This is a genomic window from Candidatus Accumulibacter phosphatis (assembly GCF_000024165.1).
Taxonomy (GTDB): Bacteria; Pseudomonadota; Gammaproteobacteria; order Burkholderiales; family Rhodocyclaceae; genus Accumulibacter; species Accumulibacter phosphatis.
Genome location: NC_013194.1, coordinates 4,276,140 through 4,301,148 on the forward strand (window position 1 = coordinate 4,276,140; position 25,009 = coordinate 4,301,148).

At 62.3% G+C, this 25,009-nt stretch carries 22 protein-coding genes; 14 read left to right on the plus strand and 8 right to left on the minus strand.

Translation table 11 applies throughout. The features are described from left to right. Positions 1–35 precede the first annotated feature (35 nt). Positions 36–506 (minus strand): ferric iron uptake transcriptional regulator, encoded by a 471-nt coding sequence (gene fur, locus CAP2UW1_RS18540; RefSeq protein WP_015768155.1) that lies wholly within the window; start codon positions 504–506, stop codon positions 36–38. Positions 507–689: 183 nt separating this feature from the next. Between fur and CAP2UW1_RS18545 the strand changes: the two genes are divergently transcribed. The 9 genes from CAP2UW1_RS18545 to CAP2UW1_RS18585 all read left to right on the plus strand — a co-directional run bounded on the left by CAP2UW1_RS18545 (position 690) and on the right by CAP2UW1_RS18585 (position 11,389). Beyond that, positions 690–1,172 carry an outer membrane protein assembly factor BamE gene (locus tag CAP2UW1_RS18545; RefSeq protein ID WP_015768156.1) on the plus strand — a complete coding sequence of 161 codons (483 nt, stop codon included), beginning with the start codon at positions 690–692 and terminating at the stop codon, positions 1,170–1,172. A 1-nt stretch (position 1,173) separates the two neighbouring features. Continuing rightward, positions 1,174–1,980 carry a 4-hydroxy-tetrahydrodipicolinate reductase gene (gene dapB / locus CAP2UW1_RS18550; protein ID WP_015768157.1) on the plus strand — a complete coding sequence of 269 codons (807 nt, stop codon included), beginning with the start codon at positions 1,174–1,176 and terminating at the stop codon, positions 1,978–1,980. 33 nt (positions 1,981–2,013) lie between these two features. Further along, positions 2,014–3,267 (plus strand): PAS domain-containing hybrid sensor histidine kinase/response regulator, encoded by a 1,254-nt coding sequence (locus CAP2UW1_RS18555; RefSeq protein ID WP_049778609.1) that lies wholly within the window; start codon positions 2,014–2,016, stop codon positions 3,265–3,267. A 30-nt stretch (positions 3,268–3,297) separates the two neighbouring features. Continuing rightward, positions 3,298–4,437 (plus strand): IS630 family transposase, encoded by a 1,140-nt coding sequence (locus CAP2UW1_RS18560; RefSeq protein WP_015768158.1) that lies wholly within the window; start codon positions 3,298–3,300, stop codon positions 4,435–4,437. Positions 4,438–4,582: 145 nt separating this feature from the next. Next, the gene (locus CAP2UW1_RS18565; protein ID WP_049778610.1) at positions 4,583–5,827 is read left to right on the plus strand and encodes a response regulator; all 1,245 of its coding nucleotides are present in this window, start codon (positions 4,583–4,585) and stop codon (positions 5,825–5,827) included. Positions 5,828–6,028: 201 nt separating this feature from the next. Beyond that, positions 6,029–7,171, plus strand: a complete 1,143-nt coding sequence (carA, locus tag CAP2UW1_RS18570) for a glutamine-hydrolyzing carbamoyl-phosphate synthase small subunit (protein WP_041568709.1) — start codon at positions 6,029–6,031, stop codon at positions 7,169–7,171. Beyond that, complete coding sequence (gene carB / locus CAP2UW1_RS18575; protein ID WP_015768160.1) at positions 7,164–10,370, plus strand: carbamoyl-phosphate synthase large subunit; 3,207 nt, start codon at positions 7,164–7,166, stop codon at positions 10,368–10,370. Before carA ends, carB begins: the two co-directional genes overlap by 8 nt. Positions 10,371–10,439: 69 nt before the next feature. Continuing rightward, complete coding sequence (gene greA / locus CAP2UW1_RS18580; RefSeq protein ID WP_015768161.1) at positions 10,440–10,916, plus strand: transcription elongation factor GreA; 477 nt, start codon at positions 10,440–10,442, stop codon at positions 10,914–10,916. Between the two features lie 8 nt (positions 10,917–10,924). Continuing rightward, positions 10,925–11,389, plus strand: coding sequence for a DUF4149 domain-containing protein (locus tag CAP2UW1_RS18585; RefSeq protein WP_015768162.1), 465 nt, complete (start codon positions 10,925–10,927; stop codon positions 11,387–11,389). Positions 11,390–11,433: 44 nt separating this feature from the next. Here the strand turns inward: CAP2UW1_RS18585 and CAP2UW1_RS18590 are convergent, their stop codons facing one another. Further along, on the minus strand, positions 11,434–11,793 hold the full coding sequence (locus CAP2UW1_RS18590) for a YhbY family RNA-binding protein (protein ID WP_015768163.1): 360 nt from the start codon (positions 11,791–11,793) through the stop codon (positions 11,434–11,436). A gap of 47 nt (positions 11,794–11,840) precedes the next feature. On the opposite strand from CAP2UW1_RS18590, the gene CAP2UW1_RS18595 reads away from it, so the two are divergent. The 4 genes from CAP2UW1_RS18595 (at position 11,841) to glmM (ending at position 16,809) form a co-directional block, all read left to right on the plus strand. Then, positions 11,841–12,461 carry an RlmE family RNA methyltransferase gene (locus tag CAP2UW1_RS18595; protein ID WP_015768164.1) on the plus strand — a complete coding sequence of 207 codons (621 nt, stop codon included), beginning with the start codon at positions 11,841–11,843 and terminating at the stop codon, positions 12,459–12,461. A gap of 121 nt (positions 12,462–12,582) precedes the next feature. Then, positions 12,583–14,466: an ATP-dependent zinc metalloprotease FtsH gene (ftsH, locus tag CAP2UW1_RS18600; RefSeq protein WP_041567922.1), complete on the plus strand. Its 1,884-nt coding sequence runs from the start codon at positions 12,583–12,585 to the stop codon at positions 14,464–14,466. Positions 14,467–14,512: 46 nt separating this feature from the next. Further along, positions 14,513–15,340 (plus strand): dihydropteroate synthase, encoded by an 828-nt coding sequence (folP, locus tag CAP2UW1_RS18605; RefSeq protein ID WP_015768166.1) that lies wholly within the window; start codon positions 14,513–14,515, stop codon positions 15,338–15,340. A gap of 101 nt (positions 15,341–15,441) precedes the next feature. Then, a complete protein-coding gene (glmM, locus tag CAP2UW1_RS18610; protein WP_015768167.1) occupies positions 15,442–16,809 on the plus strand; it encodes a phosphoglucosamine mutase in 1,368 nt (455 codons plus the stop codon). Positions 16,810–16,884: 75 nt separating this feature from the next. On the opposite strand, the gene CAP2UW1_RS18615 is transcribed toward glmM, so the two are convergent. The 6 genes from CAP2UW1_RS18615 to acs form a co-directional block, all read right to left on the minus strand. Further along, positions 16,885–17,154, minus strand: coding sequence for a DUF4212 domain-containing protein (locus CAP2UW1_RS18615; protein ID WP_015768168.1), 270 nt, complete (start codon positions 17,152–17,154; stop codon positions 16,885–16,887). Then, positions 17,155–17,295 carry a hypothetical protein gene (locus tag CAP2UW1_RS25775; protein ID WP_015768169.1) on the minus strand — a complete coding sequence of 47 codons (141 nt, stop codon included), beginning with the start codon at positions 17,293–17,295 and terminating at the stop codon, positions 17,155–17,157. A gap of 11 nt (positions 17,296–17,306) precedes the next feature. After that, positions 17,307–19,346, minus strand: a complete 2,040-nt coding sequence (locus tag CAP2UW1_RS18620) for a sodium:solute symporter family protein (RefSeq protein ID WP_015768170.1) — start codon at positions 19,344–19,346, stop codon at positions 17,307–17,309. 14 nt (positions 19,347–19,360) lie between these two features. Then, positions 19,361–20,020: a 3'-5' exonuclease gene (locus tag CAP2UW1_RS18625; RefSeq protein WP_199931506.1), complete on the minus strand. Its 660-nt coding sequence runs from the start codon at positions 20,018–20,020 to the stop codon at positions 19,361–19,363. Positions 20,021–20,073: 53 nt separating this feature from the next. Next, positions 20,074–21,984: a DUF294 nucleotidyltransferase-like domain-containing protein gene (locus CAP2UW1_RS18630; protein WP_015768172.1), complete on the minus strand. Its 1,911-nt coding sequence runs from the start codon at positions 21,982–21,984 to the stop codon at positions 20,074–20,076. Positions 21,985–22,187: 203 nt separating this feature from the next. Then, positions 22,188–24,152, minus strand: a complete 1,965-nt coding sequence (gene acs / locus CAP2UW1_RS18635) for an acetate--CoA ligase (RefSeq protein WP_015768173.1) — start codon at positions 24,150–24,152, stop codon at positions 22,188–22,190. A 270-nt stretch (positions 24,153–24,422) separates the two neighbouring features. On the opposite strand from acs, the gene CAP2UW1_RS18640 reads away from it, so the two are divergent. Beyond that, the gene (locus CAP2UW1_RS18640; protein ID WP_015768174.1) at positions 24,423–24,971 is read left to right on the plus strand and encodes a TIGR00645 family protein; all 549 of its coding nucleotides are present in this window, start codon (positions 24,423–24,425) and stop codon (positions 24,969–24,971) included. Positions 24,972–25,009: the final 38 nt, after the last annotated feature.

Consider the following 25,009-nt stretch of genomic DNA (forward strand, 5'->3'; position numbering starts at 1 on the left):
CGCCGAGCGGCCGGCCTCGCAAACCGCAGGCAGAATCAGTTGCCAGGCACGACCTTGCGCTCGCTGGCGTTCCTGAATGCGGTGCCGCGGTGCGGGCAGTTGGCCTTGGTACATTCGGCGTAAAGATAAAGGGCATGCTCGCGAATGAGGAAGCCGCGCTCCTTGGCGATGCGCGTTTGCCGGCGCTCGATCTCGGCATCGTAGAACTCCTCGACGCGACCACAGTCGATACAGACCAGATGATCATGGTGCTGTCCCGCACTCAACTCGAAAACAGCCTTGCCCGATTCGAAGTAGTGGCGCTCGAGCAATCCTGCCTGTTCGAACTGGGTGAGCACGCGGTAAACGGTTGCCAGCCCAACGTCAAGGTTTTCCGCGAGCAGCAAGCGATAGACGTCCTCTGCGGTGAGATGACGAACCTCGGTCTTCTCGAACAGGGCGAGGATCTTGAGGCGAGGCAGGGTGGCTTTCAACCCCATGCTCTTGAGGTCTTCGGAATTGCTCATCGGCTTACCTTGATCGGCGGCGAAGGAAGGGTGGCATTTTCGGTTATGATATACCTTCGTCGGCGGCTACGCGGAATCGGCGCCAGCTTTCCCTCGGCGCCACCTTCGATCCGGCAGCCGGCACGGGCTCGCGACCTTCAGCGCGCGTGGCTTATTGATCCCTTACCATGCTCCGACCAGAACATGATCCTCCCGAGACTCGCCAGCGCCGCCATCGTCCTCTGCATGCTGTCTGCGTGCTCGTCGATACCTCGCATCGTCAAGGAGTACCGGATCGATGTGCAGCAGGGCAATGTCCTGAGCCAGGAAATGGTTTCGCAGTTGCGCCCCGGGCTTTCGATGGATCAGGTGCGCTTCATACTCGGCACACCTGTATTGGCGGACATGTTCCATGCCAATCGCTGGGATTACTTCTTCTGGCTGCAGAAGGGGCGCACCGGAGAGGTCGAGACACGCCGCTTTTCGGTGTTTTTCGATGCCGAGGGCAAGCTGACGCGGGTCGCCGGCGACGTGACGCCGGCGCAGCCGACCGACCAACCCAGCGCATCCGAGTCGCGGAAGCGGGAGATCGACCTGAGTTCGCTGCCGACCGACGGCAGCGCTACGCTGCCCCCGGCCGACGAGCGGGGTTTCTTTGGCAGGATGCTGGAAAGCGTGGGGCTCTGACATGAAGCGAATGAAAATTGCGATTGCCGGCGCTGGCGGCCGCATGGGACGCATGCTGATCGAAGCAACGCTGCAGGACGCGGAAGCGCTGCTGACGGCTGCCATCGACCAGCCCGACTCGGCAGTGCTGGGGAAGGATGCTGGCGAACTCGTCGGCATGCCTTGCGGCGTCCTGGTGGACAGCGATCTCGATGCGGGAATCCTCGGCTCCACCTGCCTGATCGATTTCACCCGTCCCGAGGGCACCCTCAGACACCTCGAAGCTTGCCGCCGCCACGGCGTCGGCATGGTCATCGGTACCACCGGCTTCGCGGCAAGCGGCAAGGCGGCCATTGCGAACGCGGCGCAGGACATCCCGATCGTCTTCGCCCCAAACATGAGTGTCGGCGTCAATGTCGTCTTCAAGCTGCTCGACCTGGCCTCCCGCATCATGAGCGATGGCTACGACGTCGAGGTCGTCGAAGCACACCACCGGCACAAGATCGACGCTCCCTCCGGGACGGCACTGCGCATGGGTGAGGTGGTCGCGCACGCCCTCGGCCGGGACCTCGGCCAGTGTGCCATCTACGGTCGCGAGGGCGTCACCGGCGAGCGACCGGCGTCGACCATCGGCTTCTCGACCATTCGTGGGGGCGACATCGTCGGCGATCACCAGGTAATGTTCTGCGGTGTCGGTGAGCGCGTCGAGATCGGTCACAAGGCCGGCAGCCGCATGCCCTATGCGCTGGGCAGTCTGCGCGCGGCGCGCTTTCTCTCCGACCGGTCGCACGGCCTCTTCGACATGCAGGACGTACTCGGCCTGCGCTGACCACCGGCCGAAGCGCATCCGCGAGCACTAGGAGTGAAGACCGCGTCGCTTGCCAGAAAGCTTGCCGGGGCACTTGGCGGTGCCGGCGAGCGTGAACTGGACCTGTTGATGTCGACGCTGGCCAGCCGTGCCCCCGAACTCGCGGCGCCGCTGACGCACGTGCTGGAAGCGGCCAACCGCCTGCTCGAACAGTATGTCAGCGAGCGCAGCGCGCACAGCGCGCTGTCGGGTGACGCCTTTTCCGATTGGCATCTGCAGGACGGGCGGATCGTCGCCGGCCGGCGCTGGAAGACGCTCCTCGGCTATGCCAAGGATGAACTGCCCGACAGCATCGTCGCTTGGCGTGCGCAGGCCCACCCTGGTGACCTGAAGGCCTTCGACACGGCGCTTGCCGCTCACGCACTCGGCAGGTGCGGTTTCTTCCGGACGACGTGCCGTCTGCGCACCCGGACCGGCGGCTGGCAGTGGCTGCTGCTCAAAGGGCGAATAGTCGCCCGCAACGAACGCGCCGAGCCGCTGCGCATGCTGCTGCTGCAACGCGACATCAGCGACTTCAAGCAGGCCGAAGAAGCCGCCGTAGTCGCCAAGGAGGCTGCCGAAGCGGCCAACCGGGCCCGCGGCACTTTCCTGGCGAACATGAGTCACGAGATTCGCACGCCAATGAACGGGATCATCGGCATGACCGATCTGGCGCTCGATACGCGGCTTGACGCCGAGCAGCGCCACTATCTGAAGACGGTCAAATCCTCGGCGGAGTCCTTGCTCGCGATCGTGAACGACATTCTCGACTTCTCCAAGATCGAGGCCGGCAAGCTGCGCTTCGAGGAAGTGCCATTCTCCTTGTCGAACCTGGTCTATGACGTCGCGCGCGCGCAGGCGCTGATGGCGCACGCCAAGGGACTGGAGCTCATCGTCGCGGTGGCGGACGCGGTACCCGGGAGATTGATCGGCGATCCCGCGCGGCTGCGGCAGGTGCTCGCCAATCTGATCGGCAATGCCATCAAGTTCACCGAACGTGGCGAGATCGCCGTGGCCGTCGAGGTCGAGGAAAGCGCCGGCGGGTCAGTCATCCTGCGCTTCAGCGTTCGCGATACCGGCATCGGCATACCGCTTGACCGGCAGGCCGCCATTTTTGAAGCGTTTTCCCAGGGCGACGATTCGACGACGCGACGTTTCGGTGGCACCGGACTGGGCCTGACGATCTGCCGCCATCTGGTGCAAATGATGGGCGGCCGACTAGTAGTTCGTTTCAACAATAAACATGAAGATTCGGCGATACTGAGATGATTTCAAGACGTTTGTGCGTGAGGTGTGGTCATGTCGGGAAAGACGAGTCGGGCGGCACTGGCCTTGACGGCGGCGGAAGAGGAGATGCTCGGGGATCTGGCCCGGTCGAGAACGGCGCCGGTACGTGAAGCCGAGAGGGCGAAGATTCTCCTGGCGTACGTGGAGAACCGGTCGATTACTGAAGTCATGCGCCGAGTGGGAGTCGGACGTACGACGGTGTACAAGTGTATCGACAAAGCCCTGGCCGATGGTGTGGCGGCTGGGCTGAAGGATGCCTATCATCGCCCGCATGAGCCTGAGATTGGCGAGGAGGCCAAGGCCTGGGTCGTCAGTTTGGCGTGTACCAAACCGAAAGATCATGGACGGGCAGCGGAAGTGTGGTCGATTTCGGCGTTGGCGGAATTTGTCTCGAGCCATGCCGAGGAGGCCGGCCATCCGCGTTTGGCGCAAGCGGGCAAGAGTACCGTCTGGCGGATTCTCAACGAGCGGCAGATCAAGCCGCACAAGATCCGCTATTACCTGGAGCGGCGTGACCCGGATTTCGACCGGAAGATGCAAGAGGTTCTGATGGTTTATCAGGATGTGGCTTTGTACCGGGAGGGGGCTGTTCATGATGCGCGTCCCAATCCGATCTACACCGTGAGCGTCGACGAGAAGCCAGGTGTTCAGGCGCTGGGTCTGACGGCGCCGGACTTGCCCCCGGTGCCTGACAAGGCGGCCACCCTCGGGCGCGATTACGAGTACGTTCGCCATGGCACCGTCTCGATTCTGGCTGGCATCGATCTGCACTCCGGTCATATCTTCGAGCGAGTCGAGGATCGGCACCGTAGCGCTGAATTCATTGAGTTGCTCAAGGACATCGACGCCCACTATCCTCCAGAGGCGCTTGTTCGTCTCGTCCTCGACAATCATTCGGCACACATCTCGAAGGAAACCCGGGCGTTCCTTGCGACGCGTCCTGGGCGCTTCGAGTATGTCCACACCCCCAAACACGGCTCGTGGCTCAACCTCATCGAGTGCGCCTTCTCGAAGATGGCTCGCACCTTCTTGCGACATATCCGCGTCAGTTCTCTAGACGAACTCAAGACACGCATCCGCCAAGGGGTCGACGAGATGAACGCGGCCCCAGTCGTCTTTCGTTGGAAGAAGTTCGATCTCGCCATAGCCTAATATGTATATGTTTTAACGGAACGAACTACTAGGGGTCGAGAGTGTCGAGGGCCAGAGTTCGTGTTTCCACTTTACCAGCCGTTTTGCGGCCGAGCCGACAGCCGTCGCTGCACCCACTAGCCGGTCGTTCGCCGGTCAGCGCGCTTTGCTGCTCGAACAGCATCCCATCGTCGCGGCGCAACTCGCTGCAACGTTGCAGAAGTATGGGATCGAACCATCGGTGGTCGAGGATCCAGCGCAGGCCGTGAAGATCATCGACCACTCGCGGGCCGGCGGTGCCGCCTTCGACTTCGTGCTGATCGACGCGCTGGTGCCGCCGCCCGGAGGGCTGGCGCTGGCCACATCGTGGCAGGGAGGCGGTTGTCCGGAAAAACTGATCGTTCTGCTGACCACCGAACAGCAGCGCCAGGACCTGGGCCGCCTGCGGGCGCTCGGTGTTGGCACCCATCTCGTCAAGCCGATCGCCGCCGACGATCTGCTGGAAGCCCTGAGACTCGTGTCGGGAACCGCCGACGATGCGACGCCATTTCTCGCGTCGTTCGACTTCCCTGCAGATCCGGTGGACAGTCGCGCGCGCGCCATCGAGGTCCTGCTGGTCGAAGACAATCCGGTCAATCAGGAACTGGCCCGGCGTCTGCTCGAGAAGCGTGCGTACCGGGTGACGCTGGCCAATAATGGTGCCGAAGCGATCGAGCAGTTCGAGCAGAAGCGTTTCGATGTGATTCTGATGGACATGCAGATGCCGGTCATGGGCGGTATCGAAGCGACGGAATCGATTCGGGCGCGCGAAATGAGGCGCAGTTGGGTGATGGCTGACGAGATCCGGCCGGTGCGCATCATTGCCATGACAGCCAACGCCATGGAAGGGGATCGAGACCGCTGCCTGCAGGCGGGAATGAACGATTACCTGGCCAAGCCGATCAGGCCGCAGGACCTGTATGCGGCAATGGATCGCTGCCTGGCGCCAGCAGACAGCGCTGACCTGGGAGCGCCGCCTCCGAGCGGCATCACGCTCACAGCCACCTCGCTCGATCTGGCAGCGGCAGCGCGTGACCTCGGCGACCGTGATCTGTTGCTGACCATGGCCCAGATGCTGCTCGATGAGTGGAATCACCACCTGACCCAGATCAGATCGAGCCTCAACGGCCGGCAGGGTGCACAGCTTTCGCTGGCCGCCCATACGCTGAAGAGCCTGCTGGCCATTTTTCACGCCGAGAAGGCGCGCGGCATGGCGGTCGAACTCGAAAGCGCCGCCAAGGAGTCCGCGCATACGGTTGACTGGACACGCTGCACCCGGATTGTCGACTCGCTGACCACGGAAATGGATCGCCTGAAGCCCGAGATCGAGCGCTTTGCGCGCCGGCAACAAGGGGTCTGGAACGCCTGGTAGCGGCTGGCGATGACGCCATCGACCTCTTCCCGAAGTCGATGCGCAGCGTGGAATTGCCCAAAAGCGGGGTGCGCTCCGGTATAATCCTGCGGCTTGCGAGTATCCGAGCGGGAGGGCCGTACGCCCGTCCCGCTTTTGCGTATCTGAAGCCCGGACCGGCAACGCATTCATCAGCAGTACCAACAGGAGTCTTGCGTGTCCTTGTTACCCACTCTCCCGCCTGCGATCCTCGCCCTCGCCGATGGCACGATTTTTCGTGGCCAGGCCATCGGGGCGGCAGGCAGCACGAGCGGCGAGGTCGTTTTCAATACGGCGATGACCGGCTACCAGGAGATACTTACCGACCCCTCCTACTGCCGCCAGATCGTCACCCTCACCTATCCCCACATCGGCAACGTCGGTTGCAACGCCGATGACTTCGAGTCGCGGGGCAACCATGCCGCCGGACTCGTCATTCGTGATCTGCCGATTCGCGCCGAGAGCTGGCGCTTGCAGGAAACGTTGGGAGGCTATCTGCAGAAGCACGGCATTGTCGCGATCGCCGGCATCGATACACGCAAGCTCACCCGCATCCTGCGTGAAAAAGGCGCGCAGGCGGGTTGTCTCATGGCCGGCGAAGTCGATGAAACGCGGGCTGTCGCCGAGGCTCGCGCCTTCCCCGGTCTTGCCGGGATGGATCTGGCCAAGGTCGTCAGCACCGCCACACCCTACGAGTGGTCCGCCGGCAAGTGGAGCCTCACCGGCTATCGCCCGGTGCCTGTGGCGCAATGGCACGTCGTCGCCTACGACTTCGGCGTCAAGCACAACATCCTGCGCATGCTTGCCGCCCGCGGCTGCAGGCTGACGGTCGTACCGGCACAGACCTCGGCAGCCGAGGTGCTCGACCGGCGGCCTGATGGCGTCTTCCTGTCCAACGGCCCCGGCGACCCCGAACCCTGCGACTACGCCATCACGGCGATCCGGGAACTGCTCGCCGCCGGCCTCCCCACCTTCGGCATCTGCCTCGGCCATCAACTCCTGGCCCTGGCTTCCAGTGCCCGGACACTGAAGATGAAATTCGGACACCACGGAGCCAACCACCCGGTCAAGGACCTGCGGACCGGCCAGGTGCTGATCACCAGCCAGAATCACGGCTTTGCCGTGGATAGTGATAGTCTGCCCGGCAACCTGCTGGCGACGCATGCCTCGCTGTTCGACGGCTCCCTGCAAGGCATTGCGCGCAGCGACTTGCCGGCCTTTTCGTTCCAGGGCCACCCGGAAGCCAGCCCCGGACCGCACGACATCGCCTACCTGTTCGATCGGTTTGTGACGATGATGCACGATACGAAGGCGCAACATGCCTAAGCGCACAGACATCAAGAGCATTCTCATCATCGGTGCCGGCCCGATCGTCATCGGCCAGGCCTGCGAGTTCGACTACTCCGGTGCGCAGGCCTGCAAGGCGCTGCTGGAGGAAGGCTACCGGGTGATCCTGGTGAACTCCAACCCGGCGACGATCATGACCGATCCGGAAATGGCCGACGTAACGTACATCGAACCGATTACCTGGAAAGTCGTCGAGAAGATCATCGCCCGCGAACGTCCTGACGCACTGCTGCCGACCATGGGTGGACAGACGGCACTCAACTGCGCCCTCGATCTGGCCCGCCACGGAGTGCTGGAAAAATTCGGCGTCGAGATGATTGGCGCCACCCGACAGGCCATCGACAAGGCCGAAGACCGCGAGAAGTTCAAGACGGCGATGACCGGCATCGGTCTGGCGTCGGCGCGCTCGGCCGCCGCGCACTCGATGGAGGAAGCCCTGCAGGTGCAGGCGATGATTGGCTATCCGGCGATCATTCGTCCCTCCTTCACGATGGGCGGTTCGGGTGGCGGCATTGCCTACAACCAGGAAGAGTTTGTCGACATCTGCAAGCGCGGCCTCGAGGCCAGTCCAACCCGTGAACTGCTCATCGAGGAGTCGTTGATCGGCTGGAAGGAGTTCGAGATGGAGGTGGTGCGCGACAGGAACGACAACTGCATCATCGTCTGCTCAATCGAGAACCTCGACCCGATGGGCGTCCATACCGGCGATTCGATTACCGTCGCGCCGGCCCAGACGCTGACTGACAAGGAATACCAGATCATGCGCGACGCCTCGGTAGCGGTGTTGCGTGAGATCGGCGTCGACACCGGGGGTTCGAACGTGCAGTTTGCGATCTGCCCAAGCGACGGGCGCATGATCGTCATCGAGATGAATCCGCGCGTCTCGCGCTCATCGGCGCTGGCCTCGAAGGCAACCGGTTTCCCGATTGCCAAGGTGGCCGCCAAACTGGCGGTCGGCTATACGCTGGACGAACTCGCCAACGATATTACCGGCGGCAAGACGCCGGCCTCGTTCGAGCCGTCGATCGACTACGTGGTCACCAAGGTGCCCCGGTTTGCCTTCGAGAAATTCCCGGAGGCCGACTCGCGCCTGACGACGCAGATGAAATCCGTCGGCGAAGTCATGGCCATCGGGCGTACGTTTCAGGAATCGCTGCAAAAGGCGCTGCGCGGCCTGGAAGTGGGCGTCGATGGCTTCGACGAACGCAGTGTCGACCGCGAGGAAATCGAGATGGCGCTCAGCGAAGCGCGCCCGGAACGACTCTGGTACATCGCCGACGCCTTCCGCATTGGTATGCACCTCGACGAGATCCAGCGACTGACGGCGATCGACCCGTGGTTCCTGGCTCAAATCGAAGACCTCTACACGAAAGCCGAACGAATCCGTAGCCGGCCGCTCGCTTCCCTGTCGCGCGACGAAATCTGGCACCTGAAGCGTGCCGGCTTCTCCGACAAGCGCCTGGCGACGCTGCTGCGGACAACGCAGACGGCGGTGCGCGAACGCCGTCACGAGCTGGGAGTGCGTCCGGTCTACAAGCGCGTCGACACCTGTGCCGCCGAGTTTGCGACGGACACCGCGTACATGTACTCGACCTACGAGGAAGAGTGCGAAGCGAACCCGAGCAACCGCCAGAAGATCATGGTCCTCGGTGGCGGCCCGAACCGGATTGGCCAGGGAATCGAATTCGACTACTGCTGCGTGCATGCGGCGCTGGCGATGCGCGAAGACGGCTACGAGACGATCATGGTCAACTGCAATCCCGAGACCGTGTCGACCGATTACGACACCTCGGATCGCCTCTACTTCGAGCCGCTGACGCTCGAGGATGTGCTGGAAATCGTCGCCGTCGAAAAACCTGTGGGTGTGATCGTCCAGTATGGCGGCCAGACGCCGCTCAAACTCGCGCGCGACCTCGAAGCCAACGGCGTACCGATCATCGGCACCAGCCCGGACAGGATCGACGCTGCCGAGGACCGCGAGCGCTTCCAGAAGCTCCTGCAGCAACTGGGCCTCAGGCAGCCGGCCAACCGCACCGCACGCACCGAACCGGAAGCCTTGCGGCTGGCCGCCGAAATCGGCTACCCGCTGGTCGTTCGCCCGTCGTACGTACTCGGCGGTCGTGCCATGGAGATCGTCCATGACCCGCGTGACCTCGAACGCTACATGCGCGAAGCGGTCAAGGTATCCAACGATTCCCCGGTCCTGCTCGACCGTTTTCTGAACGACGCCATCGAAGTGGACGTGGATGCCCTGTCGGATGGCGAGGAAGTGCTCATCGGCGGAGTCATGGAGCACATCGAACAGGCCGGCGTTCACTCCGGTGATTCGGCCTGTTCGCTGCCTCCCTATTCGCTGTCGGCCGAGTTGCAGGACGAACTGCGCCGGCAAACGCGACTGATGGCCAGGGGACTGAAGGTCTGTGGTCTGATGAACGTGCAGTTCGCGATCCAGAGCGGCGTCGTTTTCGTTCTCGAGGTGAATCCCCGTGCTTCGCGGACGGTACCCTTTGTCTCCAAGGCAACCGGGTTGCAACTGGCAAAGATTGCGGCCCGCTGCATGGTCGGCAAGTCGCTGGCCAGCCAGGGCCTTTCCAGGGAAGTCATTCCGCACTATTTTTCGGTCAAGGAAGCGGTCTTCCCGTTCGTCAAGTTTCGCGGCGTCGATACGATCCTGGGCCCCGAAATGAAGTCAACCGGCGAGGTCATGGGCATCGGACTGAGCTTTTCCGAAGCCTTCGTCAAGAGCCAGATGGCAGCCAGCGTGCGCTTGCCGACTGCCGGACAGGTGTTCATCAGCGTCAAGGAATCCGACAAGCCGAAGGCGGTGGCTATTGCCAGGGATCTGCGAGCGAGCGGCTTCACTATTCTGGCAACACGTGGCACGGCCGCGGCGATCGCCGCCGCGGGCATTACCGTCACGGCGGTGAACAAAGTGACCGAAGGCCGCCCGCACGTGGTCGACATGATCAAGAACCACGAGATTGTCCTGATCATCAACACCGTGGACGAGAAGCGCAAGGCAATCAGCGATTCGCGCTCGATCCGGACATCCGGTCTGGCGGCACGTGTGACGATCTACACGACGATCTGGGGTGCCGAAGCCGCCACAGCCGGGATCAGGAATCGCGGCGAGCTGGTCGTTTACCCGCTACAGGACTTGCACGCACAACTGAGCTGATTAACCTCCCCGACGCGCATCGGCGGCCCTTTCCGGGGTTTCGATGGCGTGCCGCTGGCCGCGAATGATATGAGCAAGATACCCCTTACCGTCCATGGCGCGGAAAAACTCCGAGCCGAACTGCATCATCTGAAGACTGTCGAGCGCCCGCGCGCGATCGCGGCGATTGCCGAGGCACGCTCCCATGGCGACCTCTCCGAAAACGCCGAGTACGATGCGGCCAAGGAAAGGCAGGGCTTTGTCGAGGGACGCATCAAGGAGGTCGAGAGCAAGCTGGCCAATGCCCAGATCATCGACCCGAAACTGCTCGACGCCGATGGCCGTTGCGTTTTCGGAGCGACACTCGAACTCGAGGATCAGGAATCCGGCTCTCGCGTGAGTTACCAGATCGTCGGCGAAGATGAGGCCGACATCAAGGCGGGCAAGATTTCGATCAATTCGCCAATCGCGCGGGCGCTGATCGGCAAATTTGCCGGCGATATCGCCGAGGTCCAGGCGCCCGGCGGTGTTCGCGAATACGAAGTCCTCAACGTGCGCTACGAGTAGGCCTCGCGATGCGACGCCTTACCGACGCCCTGTACGACGTAGTGCTGACGCTGTGGGTCGGGGGCTTGTGGACGATCGGCTACCTGGTGGCGCCGACGCTGTTCGCCGCGCTGAGCGCCGACCGCCAGTTGGCGGGCGGGCTCGCCGGCAAGCTGTTCGAATTGATCGGCTGGCTTGGGCTGGGCTGCGCGGCGTACCTGTTGCTCTACATGCTCCTGCGCGCAGGTATGGCCGCCCTGCGCCGCTGGACGTTCTGGCTGGTGGTGTTGATGCTGGTGCTCGGCGCAGTCAGCCTCTTCGGCGTCCAGCCGCTGCTCGCCCAACTGAAGGCAGACGCGCTACCACGGGAAGTCATGGAAAGTGTATTGCGTAATCGCTTCGCGACATGGCACGGCGTGTCGAGCATCCTCTACCTCGTTCAGAGCGTGCTCGGATTGCTGCTCGTGCTCAGTTCCCGGCGAGGCAGCAAGTAGGCAAGCACGCCCTGGTCAGCCCGGGGAAGCGGCTGCGCGATCCTTCAGCGTTCCACAGACCCCTGGAAACTACGCTTGCTGAGGCGCGGCGCGGCGCGTGCGGCATGGCGTCGGACAGTGCGCACCTGTTCAGCGGGCTGCGGGCGCCAGAGCACGAGCAGTTTACCGATATGCTGTACGGGCGCCGCCTGCAGGCGCTCACACAGCATGTTGAGAAACGCTTCGCGCACTTGCCGGTCAGCGTTATGGACGCGCACCTTGATCAGCTCGTGACTGATCAGACTGGCGTTGATCTCCCTGACGACCGATTCGGAGAGGCCCTTGTCGCTGATCGCCACAACCGGATGCAGCGAATGCGCGCGCGCGCGCAAACTGCGGCGCTCGGTGGAACTGAGAGTGAGCATGCTGGGCACCTTTTTCTTGAGGAACGCATTCTAGCGGGTTTCGGCCAATGAATCGAAGCGCATCGAGCAACAGGTGGTTGCGCGAACATGTCAGCGACGCCTACGTACAGCGCGCCCGCGCAGAAGGCTACCGCTCGCGTGCCGCGTACAAGCTGATGGCAATCGACGACACGGATCATCTGCTGCGCTCGGGCGATGTGATCGTTGACCTCGGCGCCAGCCCGGGCGGCTGGTCGCAGGTGGCGGCCAGGCGGCTGCAGGGCGGAGGTCGTGTCATCGCGGTGGACCTGCTGGAGATGGAGCCCCTGCGAGACGTCACCTTTCTACAAGGCGACTTCCGCGAACCGGACGTCATCGGTCGCTTGGAAACCATACTCGCCGGCAAGAAGGTGGGGCTTGTGCTTTCCGATATGTCGCCCAATATCTCGGGTATCGCGGTTTGCGATCAGGCCCGGGGCATGCATCTGGCGGAACTCGGTCTGGAGTTTGCTTGCAAGTGGCTGAAACCAGAAGGGGCTTTTCTGGTCAAAGTCTTCCAGGGGCATGGTTTCGACGATTTTCTCGCGGCGATGCGAAAAGCGTTCAAGAGCGTTGCCTCACGCAAGCCGGATGCGTCGCGTGACCGCAGTCCGGAAATTTACTTGCTGGGCAAGACACTGAAGACCTGATCCGCGTGCCGAGATCATGATTGCTTCAGCGCACCTGAATCGGTTTAGAATGCTGTTTTCGTGGTAGATGGTCAAGCTTCCGGAGACGTCCCGACGCCGGCTACGCAGAAGAGGTGAAGCATTGAATAACATGTTCAAGAATCTGGCAATATGGCTGGTAATCGGCCTCGTGCTGATGACGGTTTTCAACCAGTTCAATACGCGCCAGGTAGCCCAGTCGTCAATGGAGTACTCGCAGTTCATTGAGGAGGTGGGCAAGGGAACAATCGCCAAAGTGGTGATCGAGGGCCGCGTGCTGAAAGCAACGACCACCGACGGCCGCAAGCTCACCAGCTACGCGCCGCCGGATCTGTGGATGGTCTCTGATCTGCTGAAGCACGGCGTCAAGATCGAAGCCAAGCCCGAAGAAGAGCAGTCGTTCCTGATGAGCATCTTCGTCAGCTGGTTCCCGATGCTGCTGCTGATCGGCGTCTGGGTCTTCTTCATGCGCCAGATGCAGGGCGGCGGCCGCGGTGGCGCCTTCTCGTTCGGCAAGAGCAAAGCGCGTTTGCTCGACGAATCGACAAACACCATCACCTTTGCCGACGTTGCGGGCTGCGACGAGGCGAAGGAAGAAGTGTCCGAACTCGTCGATTTTCTGCGCGATCCCTCGAAATTCCAGAAGCTCGGTGGCCGGATCCCGAAAGGCGTGCTACTCGTCGGCAACCCGGGTACCGGCAAGACGCTGCTCGCCAAGGCAATCGCCGGCGAGGCCAAGGTGCCTTTCTTTTCCATCTCCGGTTCGGATTTCGTGGAAATGTTCGTCGGTGTGGGCGCGGCCCGTGTTCGCGACATGTTCGAGAACGCGAAGAAACACGCTCCGTGCATCATCTTCATTGACGAACTCGATGCGGTGGGCCGCCAGCGTGGGGCTGGTCTTGGCGGCGGAAACGACGAGCGTGAGCAGACACTGAACCAGATGCTGGTTGAGATGGATGGCTTCGAAGGCAGTGTCGGAGTCATCGTGATCGCCGCCACCAACCGTCCCGACGTCCTCGATCCGGCGCTGATGCGTCCGGGGCGCTTCGACCGCCAGGTCGTCGTGCCACTCCCAGACATCCGCGGTCGCGAGCAGATTCTCGTCGTCCACATGCGCAAGGTGCCGCTGTCGCCCGACGTCAAGGCTGACATCATCGCTCGCGGTACGCCCGGTTTTTCCGGCGCCGACCTTGCGAATCTGGTCAATGAGGCCGCTCTCTTTGCCGCACGCGGCAACAAGCGCCTGGTTGACATGGAGGACTTCGAGAAGGCCAAAGACAAGATCATGATGGGTGCCGAGCGACGCAGCATGGTCATGAACGAAGACGAGCGACGCAACACGGCCTACCACGAATCCGGTCATGCGGTGGTCGCCAAACTGATGCCGAAATCCGATCCGGTTCACAAGGTGACGATCATCCCACGCGGGCGGGCACTAGGCCTGACCATGCAGTTGCCGGAAGAGGATCGTTACGCGTACGACCGGGTGTACCTGATGAGCCGGATAGCCGTTCTTTTTGGTGGTCGTATCGCGGAAGAACTGTTCATGAACCAGATGACCACCGGGGCGTCGAACGACTTCGAGCGGGCAACGCAAATGGCCCGCGACATGGTCACTCGCTATGGCATGTCCGATGCACTGGGTCCGATGGTCTACGGCGAGAATGAAGGCGAGGTCTTTCTTGGTCGTTCGGTGACCACACACAAGAACATGTCCGAAGCGACCATGGAGAAGGTCGACGCGGAGATTCGCCGAATCATCGACGAGCAGTATGCGCTGGCACGCAGGCTCCTCGAAGAGAACCGTAGCCGGGTCGAGGCCATGGCTACGGCGTTGCTCGAGCTCGAAACCATAGACAGCGATCAGATTGACGACATCATGGCCGGCAAGCCGCCGCGGCCACCGAAGCAACCGCAGAGCAGGTCCTCGAGCAGGCCGGACAACAACGCCCCCGACGCCGCACCGAGCGCCACGGCTCCTGCCTGAAGGAAGCGCACGGCCGCGGCGACAGTGAACGGCCAACAAGACTTGCATGGCGATTCTGCGCTGCGGCGCTTTCGAGCTTCCCTTGACCCGCCCACTGGTCATGGGCATTGTCAATCTGACCCCGGACTCCTTCTCCGGCGACGGTCTGGCAGGCAACCTTGATCGGGCTGTCGGGCAGGCTCGCCAGCAAATTGACGCAGGCGCCGATTTGCTGGACATCGGCGCGGAGTCTTCGCGCCCAGGTGCCGCCCCGACGTCGCTCGAAGAGGAGCGACGACGCCTGATGCCGGTCCTGGAGGCTCTTGGCGATTGCGGGATCCCGATTTCGGTTGACACCTACAAACCTGAAGTCATGCGCGAAGCATTGGCGCACGGCGCCTCCATGATCAACGACATCTACGCGCTGCGCATGCCTGGCGCGCTCGATGCGGTCGCCCGCAGCGACTGCGCGATCTGCCTGATGCACATGCAAGGCGACCCGCTTGGCATGCAGGACGGACCGGCATATACCAGCGTCGTGAGCACGGTGCGAGCCTTCCTGGAATCCCGTGTGGCGGTCGCTGGAGCAGCAGGAATCGCCAAAGATCGTCTGATACTCGACCCCGGTTTCGGTTTTGGCAAGACGCTGGAACATAATCTGGAACTCCTGCGCCACTTCGCTCAGTTGTCGATTGCCGGCCTGCCTCTGCTGGCAGGCATCTCTCGCAAGTCGATGCTTGGCGCCATCACCTCGCGTCCGGTCGACCGTCGACTCGCGGCCAGTGTCGCCGCCGCCGTGCTGGCCGTGCAGCGGGGTGCAAACATCGTACGCGTTCACGACGTCGAGGAGACGCGCGATGCTCTGGCGGTGCGGGCCGCCCTGGACCCCGATTGACGACACGTGCGTTTGTTCTCAACCCCATGCCCGGCGTTTGCGTAGAATAACGAGCATCAGGCAGACGGCCATTGCTCTGCGACTCAGGGGAGAGAAAGATCGTGACGAGAAAGTATTTTGGTACGGATGGCGTGCGCGGGCGTGTCGGGGAAATCCCGATTACGCCGGATTTCGTTATGCGTCTCGGCCATGCGACGGGGCGGGTGCTCGCCGCCCGCGAAAGCGGGCGCCATCACGCCAAGGGAAGTGAGCGTCCGGCGGTCCTGATCGGCAAGGACACCCGGATTTCAGGCTACATGCTCGAAGCTGCCCTCGAGGCGGGATTCTCGGCAGCCGGCGTCGATGTCTGTCTGGTCGGACCCATGCCAACGCCGGCAATCGCCTATCTGACCCGTGCCCTGCGCTTGCAGGCGGGCATCGTCATCTCCGCGTCACACAACCCATACTACGATAACGGGATAAAGTTCTTCTCGGCGCGCGGCACCAAACTGCCGGACGAACTCGAATCCGAGATAGAGGCGGCACTGGACGAACCGTTGAGCTGCGTTCCTTCGGCCGGTCTCGGACGCGCGCGACGGATCGACGACGCCGACGGTCGCTACATCGAGTTCTGCAAGGGCACCTTTCCGTTCGAGCATGACTTGCGGGGGTTGAAGATCGTCGTCGACTGTGCCAATGGCGCGGCTTACCACATCGCACCGCATGTCTTTCATGAACTGGGCGCCGAAGTGACCACCATCGGCGCCGATCCCAACGGCCTGAACATCAACCAGGAGGTCGGCGCGACGGCACCGGCGGCGCTGCGCGAAGCCGTCCTCGCCCAGGGTGCGGACATCGGCATCGCGCTTGACGGCGACGCCGACCGCGTGATGATGGTCGACGCGGCAGGCAATCTCTACGACGGCGACCAACTGCTGTTTGCCGTCATCCGCAGCCGTCTTCGCCAGGGCACGGTCGCCGGTGTCGTCGGCACATTGATGACCAACCTTGCCCTCGAACATGCGCTGGCAGCGTTCAAGGTGCCCTTTGTCCGCACCGCCGTCGGCGACCGCTACGTGATGGACATGCTGCAGCAGAAGGGCTGGCTGTATGGCGGAGAGAACTCCGGTCACATTCTCTGCCTCGACAGGCACACCACCGGTGATGGCATCGTCTCTGCCCTGCAGGTGCTGTCGGCTCTGCGCGAAGAGGGCGGCGACCTGCAGCGACTGCTTGGCGATTTGAAGCTCTACCCGCAAAAGTTGATCAACGTGGCCCTGAGCAAGGGTTTCCCCTGGCAAGAGCACCCCTTGATCAGCTCAGTGCAGCGCGAAGTCGAAAGCGACCTGAATGGCTGCGGTCGAGTCCTCTTGCGTGCCTCGGGAACGGAACCGCTGCTGCGCGTAATGGTCGAGGGCCAGGACGCCAGCGTGGTCTTGAGAGCCGCCGAGAGGCTGGCGGCGGCTGTGCGTGAAGCGGTATCATCGTAGTAACGATCGGCCGAGTCCCGGTTGGCCGCAGCGGCGACGCGGCCAACACGCCAGCCGACAACTGCCCTGAGACCGTCACTCGTCGCCATCCACCTCGCTCACACCGTACTCACGATCGAGGTGGTTCATGTAGCGTGCATACCACCAGATGATCAGCACATAGATCAGCGGTGCCCCCTGGGCGCCCATGTAGAAACCCAGGGGAAAGCCGAGGACGGTAAAGGCGCCAAGATCGCGGGCAAAGTAGCTGACGACAAAGGTGACGACGAACCAGATCGTCAAGAGGGCCGCCGTCAGCTTCAGGTTGCGCAGCCAGTAATCACGATGCTTTTGCGCGAGTCGCATTCAGCCAGCCTGCATCACCGAAAGGTGCTTACCCTGCGCGCAACATCCAACGTCGTCCTGACGGATGTGCTCCACCATTCCATGGACGCCAAAGCTGGCCTTGCCGCGTCTCTTGGCGCCCTGGACTCGCCTCTGCTTCATGGCAACATCCCTCATGGGCGTTCGAACTCTGGGTAACGCACACTTTCAACAAAGTCCTGTGTTTCCTTGCTGGGTGGCTTGCCGCACAGGCTGACGACAATGATGGTCACAAAGCCGGCAGCGACACCCCACACACCGGCAGAGGTCGACTGGATGCCGAGCCAGGGCTCCATGCCGATTCCGTTAATTCCCAGCCACGGGATGGTATCGAACTGGACGCGCACCATATAGTAGATGGTGACCAGAAGGCCGATCACCATGCCGCTGACCGCCCCCGTCGGATTGGCTCTTTTCCAGAAGATGCCCAGTATGAGTGCCGGGAAGAACGCCGAACCCGCCAGAGAGAAGGCCCAGGCGACCATGAACAGAATGGTCGCCGGCTTCTGCGACGCGACGGTCGCCGCCAGCACGGCAACTACCAGAAGGAGCGACTTCGAGACCACCAACCGCCATTGTGTTGTCGCGTTCGGGCGGAATACCTTGTAGTAGACGTCGTGCGACAATGCGCTGGCAATCGTCAGCAAAAGCCCATCGGCGGTGGACAGGGCGGCGGCAAGAGCGCCCGCCGCAACCAACCCCGAAATCACGTACGGCAAACCCGCGATTTCGGGTGTCGCCAGGAGAATCACATCCGGGTTGAGCGACAGTTCAGCGAGCTGGAGAATGCCGTCGCCGTTGACGTCCTCGATCGACACCAGCCCGATCTTGCCCCATGCATTCACCCAGACGGGCAACTGCGCCATCGAGGAGCCGACAAGGGTCGAGTAGATCTCGTACTTGGCAAAGACCGCGTACGCCGGTGCGGTGAGATAGAGCACCAGAATGAAAAGCAACGACCAGAAAACCGAGTTGCGTGCCTCGCGCACGCTGGGAGTCGTGTAGTAGCGCATCAGAACGTGCGGCAGCGCGGCGGTACCGACCATCAGACAGAAGACCAGGGTAAGGAAATTGAGGCGTGCAGTATCGTTCACCGCGCCCCCCTCTCCCGGGTAAGCGGTGACATGGTGCTCGGGTTCTGCCCCGCGCTGTGCCGCCTGTCGCATCAGGCTCTCCCAGTAATCCCGGGCGGCTTCGCTGGTCGTGGGCAACTCCCGGCGCTGGCGCTCGATGGCCACCACCTCACGCATCTGAGCGTTATCCGTCTTCAGTTCGTTGATTCGCTCGGATAGACGTTGTCGTTCTTCTTCGAGCGACGCCGGCAACGTCAGGATCCGCTCATGGTAGCCATCGGCGCGTTCGCGAAAAAGGCGGCGCGCTTCGACTTCGGCAGGCTCATCGAAGAGTTTTTCCTCAAGAGACTGGACCTTCTGCAGGACCATGCCGTAGGTCAGTTGTGGCACCGGAACGCCGGTGACCTGGTACGACAGAATGGTGACCGGCACGAGGTAGGCAACGATCAGGATCGTGTACTGGGCGACCTGTGTCCAGGTGACGGCCCGCATGCCGCCAAGGAATGAGCACACCAGTATGCCGGCCAGGCCAACGAAAACACCGATCTCGAACTGCAGGCCGACAAAGCGGCTGGTGATCAGGCCAACGCCATAGATCTGCGCCACCACGTAGACGAAGGATGCCAGGACTGTCGCAAAGACTCCGACCAGACGCGCCCGGTTCCCGCCATAGCGGGCAGCAAGAAAGTCCGGGATGGTGTATTGCCCAAAGCGACGCAGATAGGGGGCCAGTAACAGGGCCACCAGGACATAGCCGCCGGTCCAGCCCATCACGTAGGCGAGCCCCTGATAGCCCGACAAATATAGCGTCCCGGCGAGCCCCATGAACGACGCAGAACTCATCCAGTCGGCGCCGGTAGCCATGCCATTGAAGACGGCCGGGACGCGCCGACCGGCAACGTAGTATTCGGAAACGCTCGCCGTCCGCGCCAGTACGCCAATCGTGGCGTACAGGAATATGGTCAGGAAAAGAAAGGAATAGCCGATCCAGCGCGGCGGCATCCCGTAGCGTTCAAGTACGGCCAGCGCGACGATGACGACAAAGAAGCCAGCGGTGTAGGAACCGTAATAGCGACGCAGCGGGACGGTGTAGTCGGCCATCGCTCGTCGCAGGTCTAGCCGCTCTGGTGCAGATGACGACGTGCCTTCTCAAGGTCGAGAAGACTGCTTGGGCTATCGAAACCCTTGCGCGCCGCCCGGGCAATCGTGATTTGCAACAGCTTGGCCGTCGCGTAGGCGTCCGATACCACGTCGTGGCGCTTGATGCTCTCGATGTCGAAATGGGCGAGCCAGCCGTCGAGACCTCCCTGACTGTCATCGCCGACATCACGAAAGAGATCGGACATCACCCAGGCCAGATCGATCCACGGCTGCCGCAACGCGACGCCGAGGCATTCGCCCATCGCGCGATCGACCTGCTGCGCAGCGAACGAAGCGTGGAAAGAAATCAGTGGCGCCTTGCCGGCGAAGCGCAGGAATGCGAGCATCGCATCGACCGCAGCAATGCGAGCGGTTTCGATTTGCGGCCGACCGTCAGATGCAGCCTCGCCGTCCGCCGACTCGTTCGCCAGACACGCCTGAAAGACATCCTTGAAGTCGATCAGACCATCAACGACCGCCAGCGCGCCAAGCGACACCAGGCGATCGGCGTCCCCCCCGATCACGGTCGTTTCGACATCCACCACCACGTAGCGAGTTCGGTAGTGGGAACGCCGCAGGTCGGCAGCAGGCAACTCATGCCAGGCATCGATCGACTGCTGCTGGCTCGTGGTCAAGCCAGGCTTGCGTCCTTCCTGAGCGGTGAAAAGTCGCGAGTACCAGGCCATGATCACAGCTGATAATCGAGTTTCAGGCGCGCCTGCAGTTTGCGCGCCTGCCGGAAGGCTTCCTTGAGAATGCGCCGCTCGATCTCGTTCAGTTCATCCGGCCTGATGAGATTGTCGCCCGCCCGTCCATGCTCCTGCTCAAAGTGCTGGTGCCGCAAGCGCAGGAGTTGCAGGAAGTTGAAACCTTCGATGCTCGCCGCAAGATCATCCCTGGCAATGTTCATCAAGGCGCCCGCCCTCTTGAGGCGACTGACCGTATTGGTCGCCTCGACCTGACGCGCCAGGGCGAAAACGCGTGCAGCGTCCGTAAACAGGCGGACACCGTACTTCTTGACGTCGATAGTGCCCGGATGCTCAGGATCGGCGCCGGTGACGAAGTCCCGGATCCTGCCGAGAGGCGGTGCCACACCGAGTGCGTTCTGCGCCAGCATGCGCAGGAAGAGCGGATTGCCCTGGGTCTGTCTGAACAGCGACAGCCGCAAGCGGTGTGCCAGGTTGAACCTGCCGTAGAGCGGACGAAAGTCGAAGAAGATTGTCGCGTTCAGGAGCGCCTGCGGTTCCGGGGTGCGCACCCAGCGCGCAAAGCGCTCCTCCCATTCCTCGAGCGTCAGGCAGAGGTCAGGATTGCTGGCCATGATGTTGCCCTTGCACAAGGGGAAGCCGCACTTGTCCAGATCGTCGTTGACGTCGCGGGCAAACTCGAGAAAACGCAATTGCGTCTGCTCGCGATCCATGAGGTCGGTCAGAAGATAGACGATGCCGTTATCCTGATCGGTGGTGAAGGTCTGCTCGTCACGCCCCTCCGATCCAAAGGACAACCACGCCCAATCGATCCCGTAGAGGTCGTGGCGATCGAGATTTAGCTCGATGATCCGACGCGTCACCGTATCGTTCAGCGTGGAGATGAACTGGGTGATCTCCTGGCCGCCGACGCCCTCGGTGAGCATGGTCAGCGACAACTGGCGGACATCCTCGCGGGCGTGCCGCAGCACCTCGATACTCCCGGCCGAATCGATCGAGTGGCGGATTTGCCGGAGGCCGCCACCCTGGAGCTTGAACAGGTCGCGCTCGGAAACCACGCCCTTCAGGCGCCCTCCTTCGTCGACCGCCAGCACATGCCGGACAGCGTGCATGGCCATGGTCAGTGCCGCATCGTGGGCGTTCGCAGCAAGCGGCAGGGTAAGCGGTGCGGGCGACATCACGGAGGCGATCGTTTGCTCAAGAGACACCCCCGGCAGCACGATACGCTTGAGAACATCCGACAGCGTGAAGATGCCGATCGGCTGCTGGGCGGAATCGACGACAACCATCGACCCGAGATGCCGGCTCGCCATCAACTCGACCACCTGGCGAATCGACGTTTCCGGCGCCACCGCCACCGGTTCGCGCTTGACGATCGCGCTGAGCGGCGAATTCATCGTTTTCTGTTCGGTCGCCCGTTGGGCGAACTGAAGCTGCAACTGCTGCTGCGACTGGTCGAGCAGGCCGGCGATGTACTGCGTGCAGAAGAGGTTGAAAACAGTGCTCCGCTGCGTCAGGCTGAAGAACTCGTCGGCCGGCAACTCGTAGCAGAAGACATCCTCGCGCGCCACGTAGGCTGTGGACGAAGGCTGCTGGGCCATCAGCGCACCAATCGAAAAGCACTGGCCCGGACCCAGAGTGACCGCCGAGTGCTCGGCATTGCCGGCGCCGCCACCGGGCTTGGCCCGCACCTTGCCGCGCTGGACGATGTGCAGGGTCCGCGCCACACCCATCTCACTCGCCAGAATCCTCGCCCCCTTCGGATAGTGCGCGAGCTTGACGTGCTCGACGAGGAAGCGCAGCGCCTCCGCTTCCATGCGATCAAAAGGCGGGTAGCCCCTCAGGAAGGTGATCGTTGCAGAGACCAGCATCTCCGTCGCACTGTTACTCATCCCTGCTCCTCGAACGGGGCAAACGAACAGGCCGGCACACGCCGGCCTGGCAGGCGACTCCTGCTCACCCTCTTGGAGTTGTTACGGATTGCCTGGCTCTGCCGTCGAGCGGCAGAGCCAGGCCTGCTGGTCACGTTACCGACAACGAACCGGCCGGGCAGTCGCGCGTTGCAGAACAACGCGGACCACCGCCGGCCACCACATCAGCCGCGCAGTTGTTCGAGAATGGCCGGATTCTCGAGCGTCGACACATCCTGCGCGACGGTTTCCCCCTTGGCCAGAGAACGCAGCAGACGGCGCATGATTTTGCCGGATCGTGTCTTCGGCAGGTTCTCACCGAAGCGCAGATCCTTGGGTTTGGCAATCGGCCCGATCTCACGGCCAACATGATCCTGCAATTCCTTGATCATCTTCTTCGCTGCCTCGCCGGTTGGCCGCGGCCCTTTCAGCACGACAAAGGCACAGATCGCCTCGCCGGTCAGATCATCCGGCCGGCCAACCACCGCCGCTTCCGCGACCATCGGGTGTGAAACCAGTGCGGACTCGATTTCCATCGTTCCCATCCGATGCCCGGAGACGTTGAGCACATCGTCGATACGCCCGGTAATCGTGAAATAGCCCGTATTGACATCGCGTATCGAACCGTCGCCGGCAAGGTACAGCTTGCCATTGAAGTCGTCAGGATAGTAGGACTTCTTGAACCGCTCGGGATCGCCCCAGATGTTGCGAATCATCGCCGGCCACGGCCTCTTGACAACGAGCAGGCCACCCTTGCCCCAGTCGAGCTCGGTGCCGGTTTCATCGACGACGGCAGCCTGGATACCGGGGAAAGGCAGGGTGCAGGAGCCCGGCACCAGCGGTGTGACGCCCGGCAGTGGGGTAATCATGTGGCCGCCGGTTTCGGTCTGCCAGAAGGTATCGACGATTGGGCAACGGCCGCCGCCGACGCTATCGTAGTACCACTGCCAGGCGGCCGGATTGATCGGCTCGCCAACCGTCCCGAGCAGGCGCAGAGACGACAGGTCGTACTGCGTGGGCGCAACCGCCTGATTGGTATCGGCCGCCTTGACCAGCGAGCGGATCGCGGTCGGCGCCGTGTAAAAGATATTGACCTTGTGGTCCTGGATCATCTTCCAGAAACGACCGGCATCGGGATAGGTCGGGATGCCTTCGAAAACGATCTCGGTACCGCCGCAGGCGAGTGGCCCATAGGTGATGTAGGTGTGACCGGTCACCCAGCCGATGTCCGCCGTGCACCAGAAGAGATCGTTGGGCTTCAGGTCGAAGGTCCACTTCATCGTCACGATCGCATGCAGCAGGTAGCCACCGGTCGAGTGCTGCACGCCCTTCGGCTTGCCCGTCGAACCCGAGGTGTAGAGCAGAAAAAGCGGGTGCTCGGCTTCCACCCATTCCGGCTCGCAGACATCGGACTGGCCGGCGATCACGTCGTGCCACCAGATGTCACGGCCGGCGACCATGTTGCAGGCGCCGCCGGTGCGCTGGAGGACGATGACATCCTTGATCGACTCGCAACCACCGAGGGCGATACCTTCGTCGACGGCCGGCTTGAGCGGGATCTTCTTGCCACCCCGGCACTGCTCGTCGGCGGTGATCACCGCGACGGCACCGGCGTCGTTGATCCGGTCGCGCACCGACTGCGCGGAGAAACCACCGAAGACCACCGAGTGAATGGCGCCGATGCGCGCACAGGCCTGCATCGCGACAATTCCCTCGACACCCATCGACATGTAGATGACGACCCGGTCCCCTTTCTTGATACCGCGCGCACGCAGGCCGTTGGCGAACTGGCTGACGCGGGACAGCAATTCCTTGTAGGTGACCCTGGTGACGGCGCCGTCATCGGCTTCGAAGACGATCGCCACCTTGTCGCCGAGACCCGCCTCGATGTTGCGGTCGAGGCAGTTGTAGGAAGCGTTCAGAGTACCGTCGGCAAACCACTTGAAAAACGGGGCATTGGACTCGTCAAGCACCTGGGTGAACGGCTGCTTCCACGACACGTGTTCACGCGCCAGCCGTGCCCAGTAGCCCGTGTAGTCCTTGGCTGCCTCGGCACACAAGGCCTTGTAGGCATCCATGCCGGAAATCGTTGCCTGTTTGACAAACTCGGCGGATGGCTCAATGAAAGTTACGGCCTCGTTCAGTGACATGTTCGATCTCCTGTGCAGTATTTTGTTAGAGGATTCAAGACGTCGAATGCGGCAGACAGCGAAAGTGAGCAAGTGTTGGCGACCTCGCCGCGCGGCGGCTAGACAATACCCCAGAGTGCCGCTCCGTGTCGCGTCAACTGCCGCCGATTAAACGCCGCCAATCTTACACACCACTTACGCCACAGCGCGTGGGCACAAGCGAAAGCCGGCCTTCATTGATGCTAGAATTCAGCGTCCAGGAACCCACGAAGCCGAAGCAAAATGGCATCAATGAAACCCACCGTCGACAAGCTCGAGATGTTCATCTTCTGGAGCCGCTGGCTGCAGGCGCCACTCTATCTCGGCCTGATCATCGCCCAGGGCGCCTACGTGTATCTGTTCATGAGCGAGTTGTGGCACCTCATTCACAACCTGTTTTTCAGTAGCACGCGCATCAGCGAGACGGAGGTCATGCTTGTCGTCCTCGGCCTGATCGACGTGGTAATGATCGCCAACCTGCTGATCATGGTCATCATCGGCGGCTATGAGACCTTTGTCTCCCGACTCGACCTCGAAGGCCATCCCGACCAGCCGGAATGGCTGTCGCACGTCAATGCCGGCGTGCTCAAGATCAAGCTGTCGACGGCCATCATCGGCATTTCGTCGATCCACCTCCTGAAAACCTTCATCAACGCCGGCAACATGAACGAGCACACGATCAAGTGGCAGGTCGTCATCCATGCGGTATTTCTCCTCTCCGCGCTGTCCATGGTCTGGGTCGATCGAGTAATGACCCAGACGCTCGCGCTGAGCAGGTCGCAGCACGGAGCGCAGCACTGACGGAACGACGGAACACCCGCAGCGGGGCTTCCCGCGCT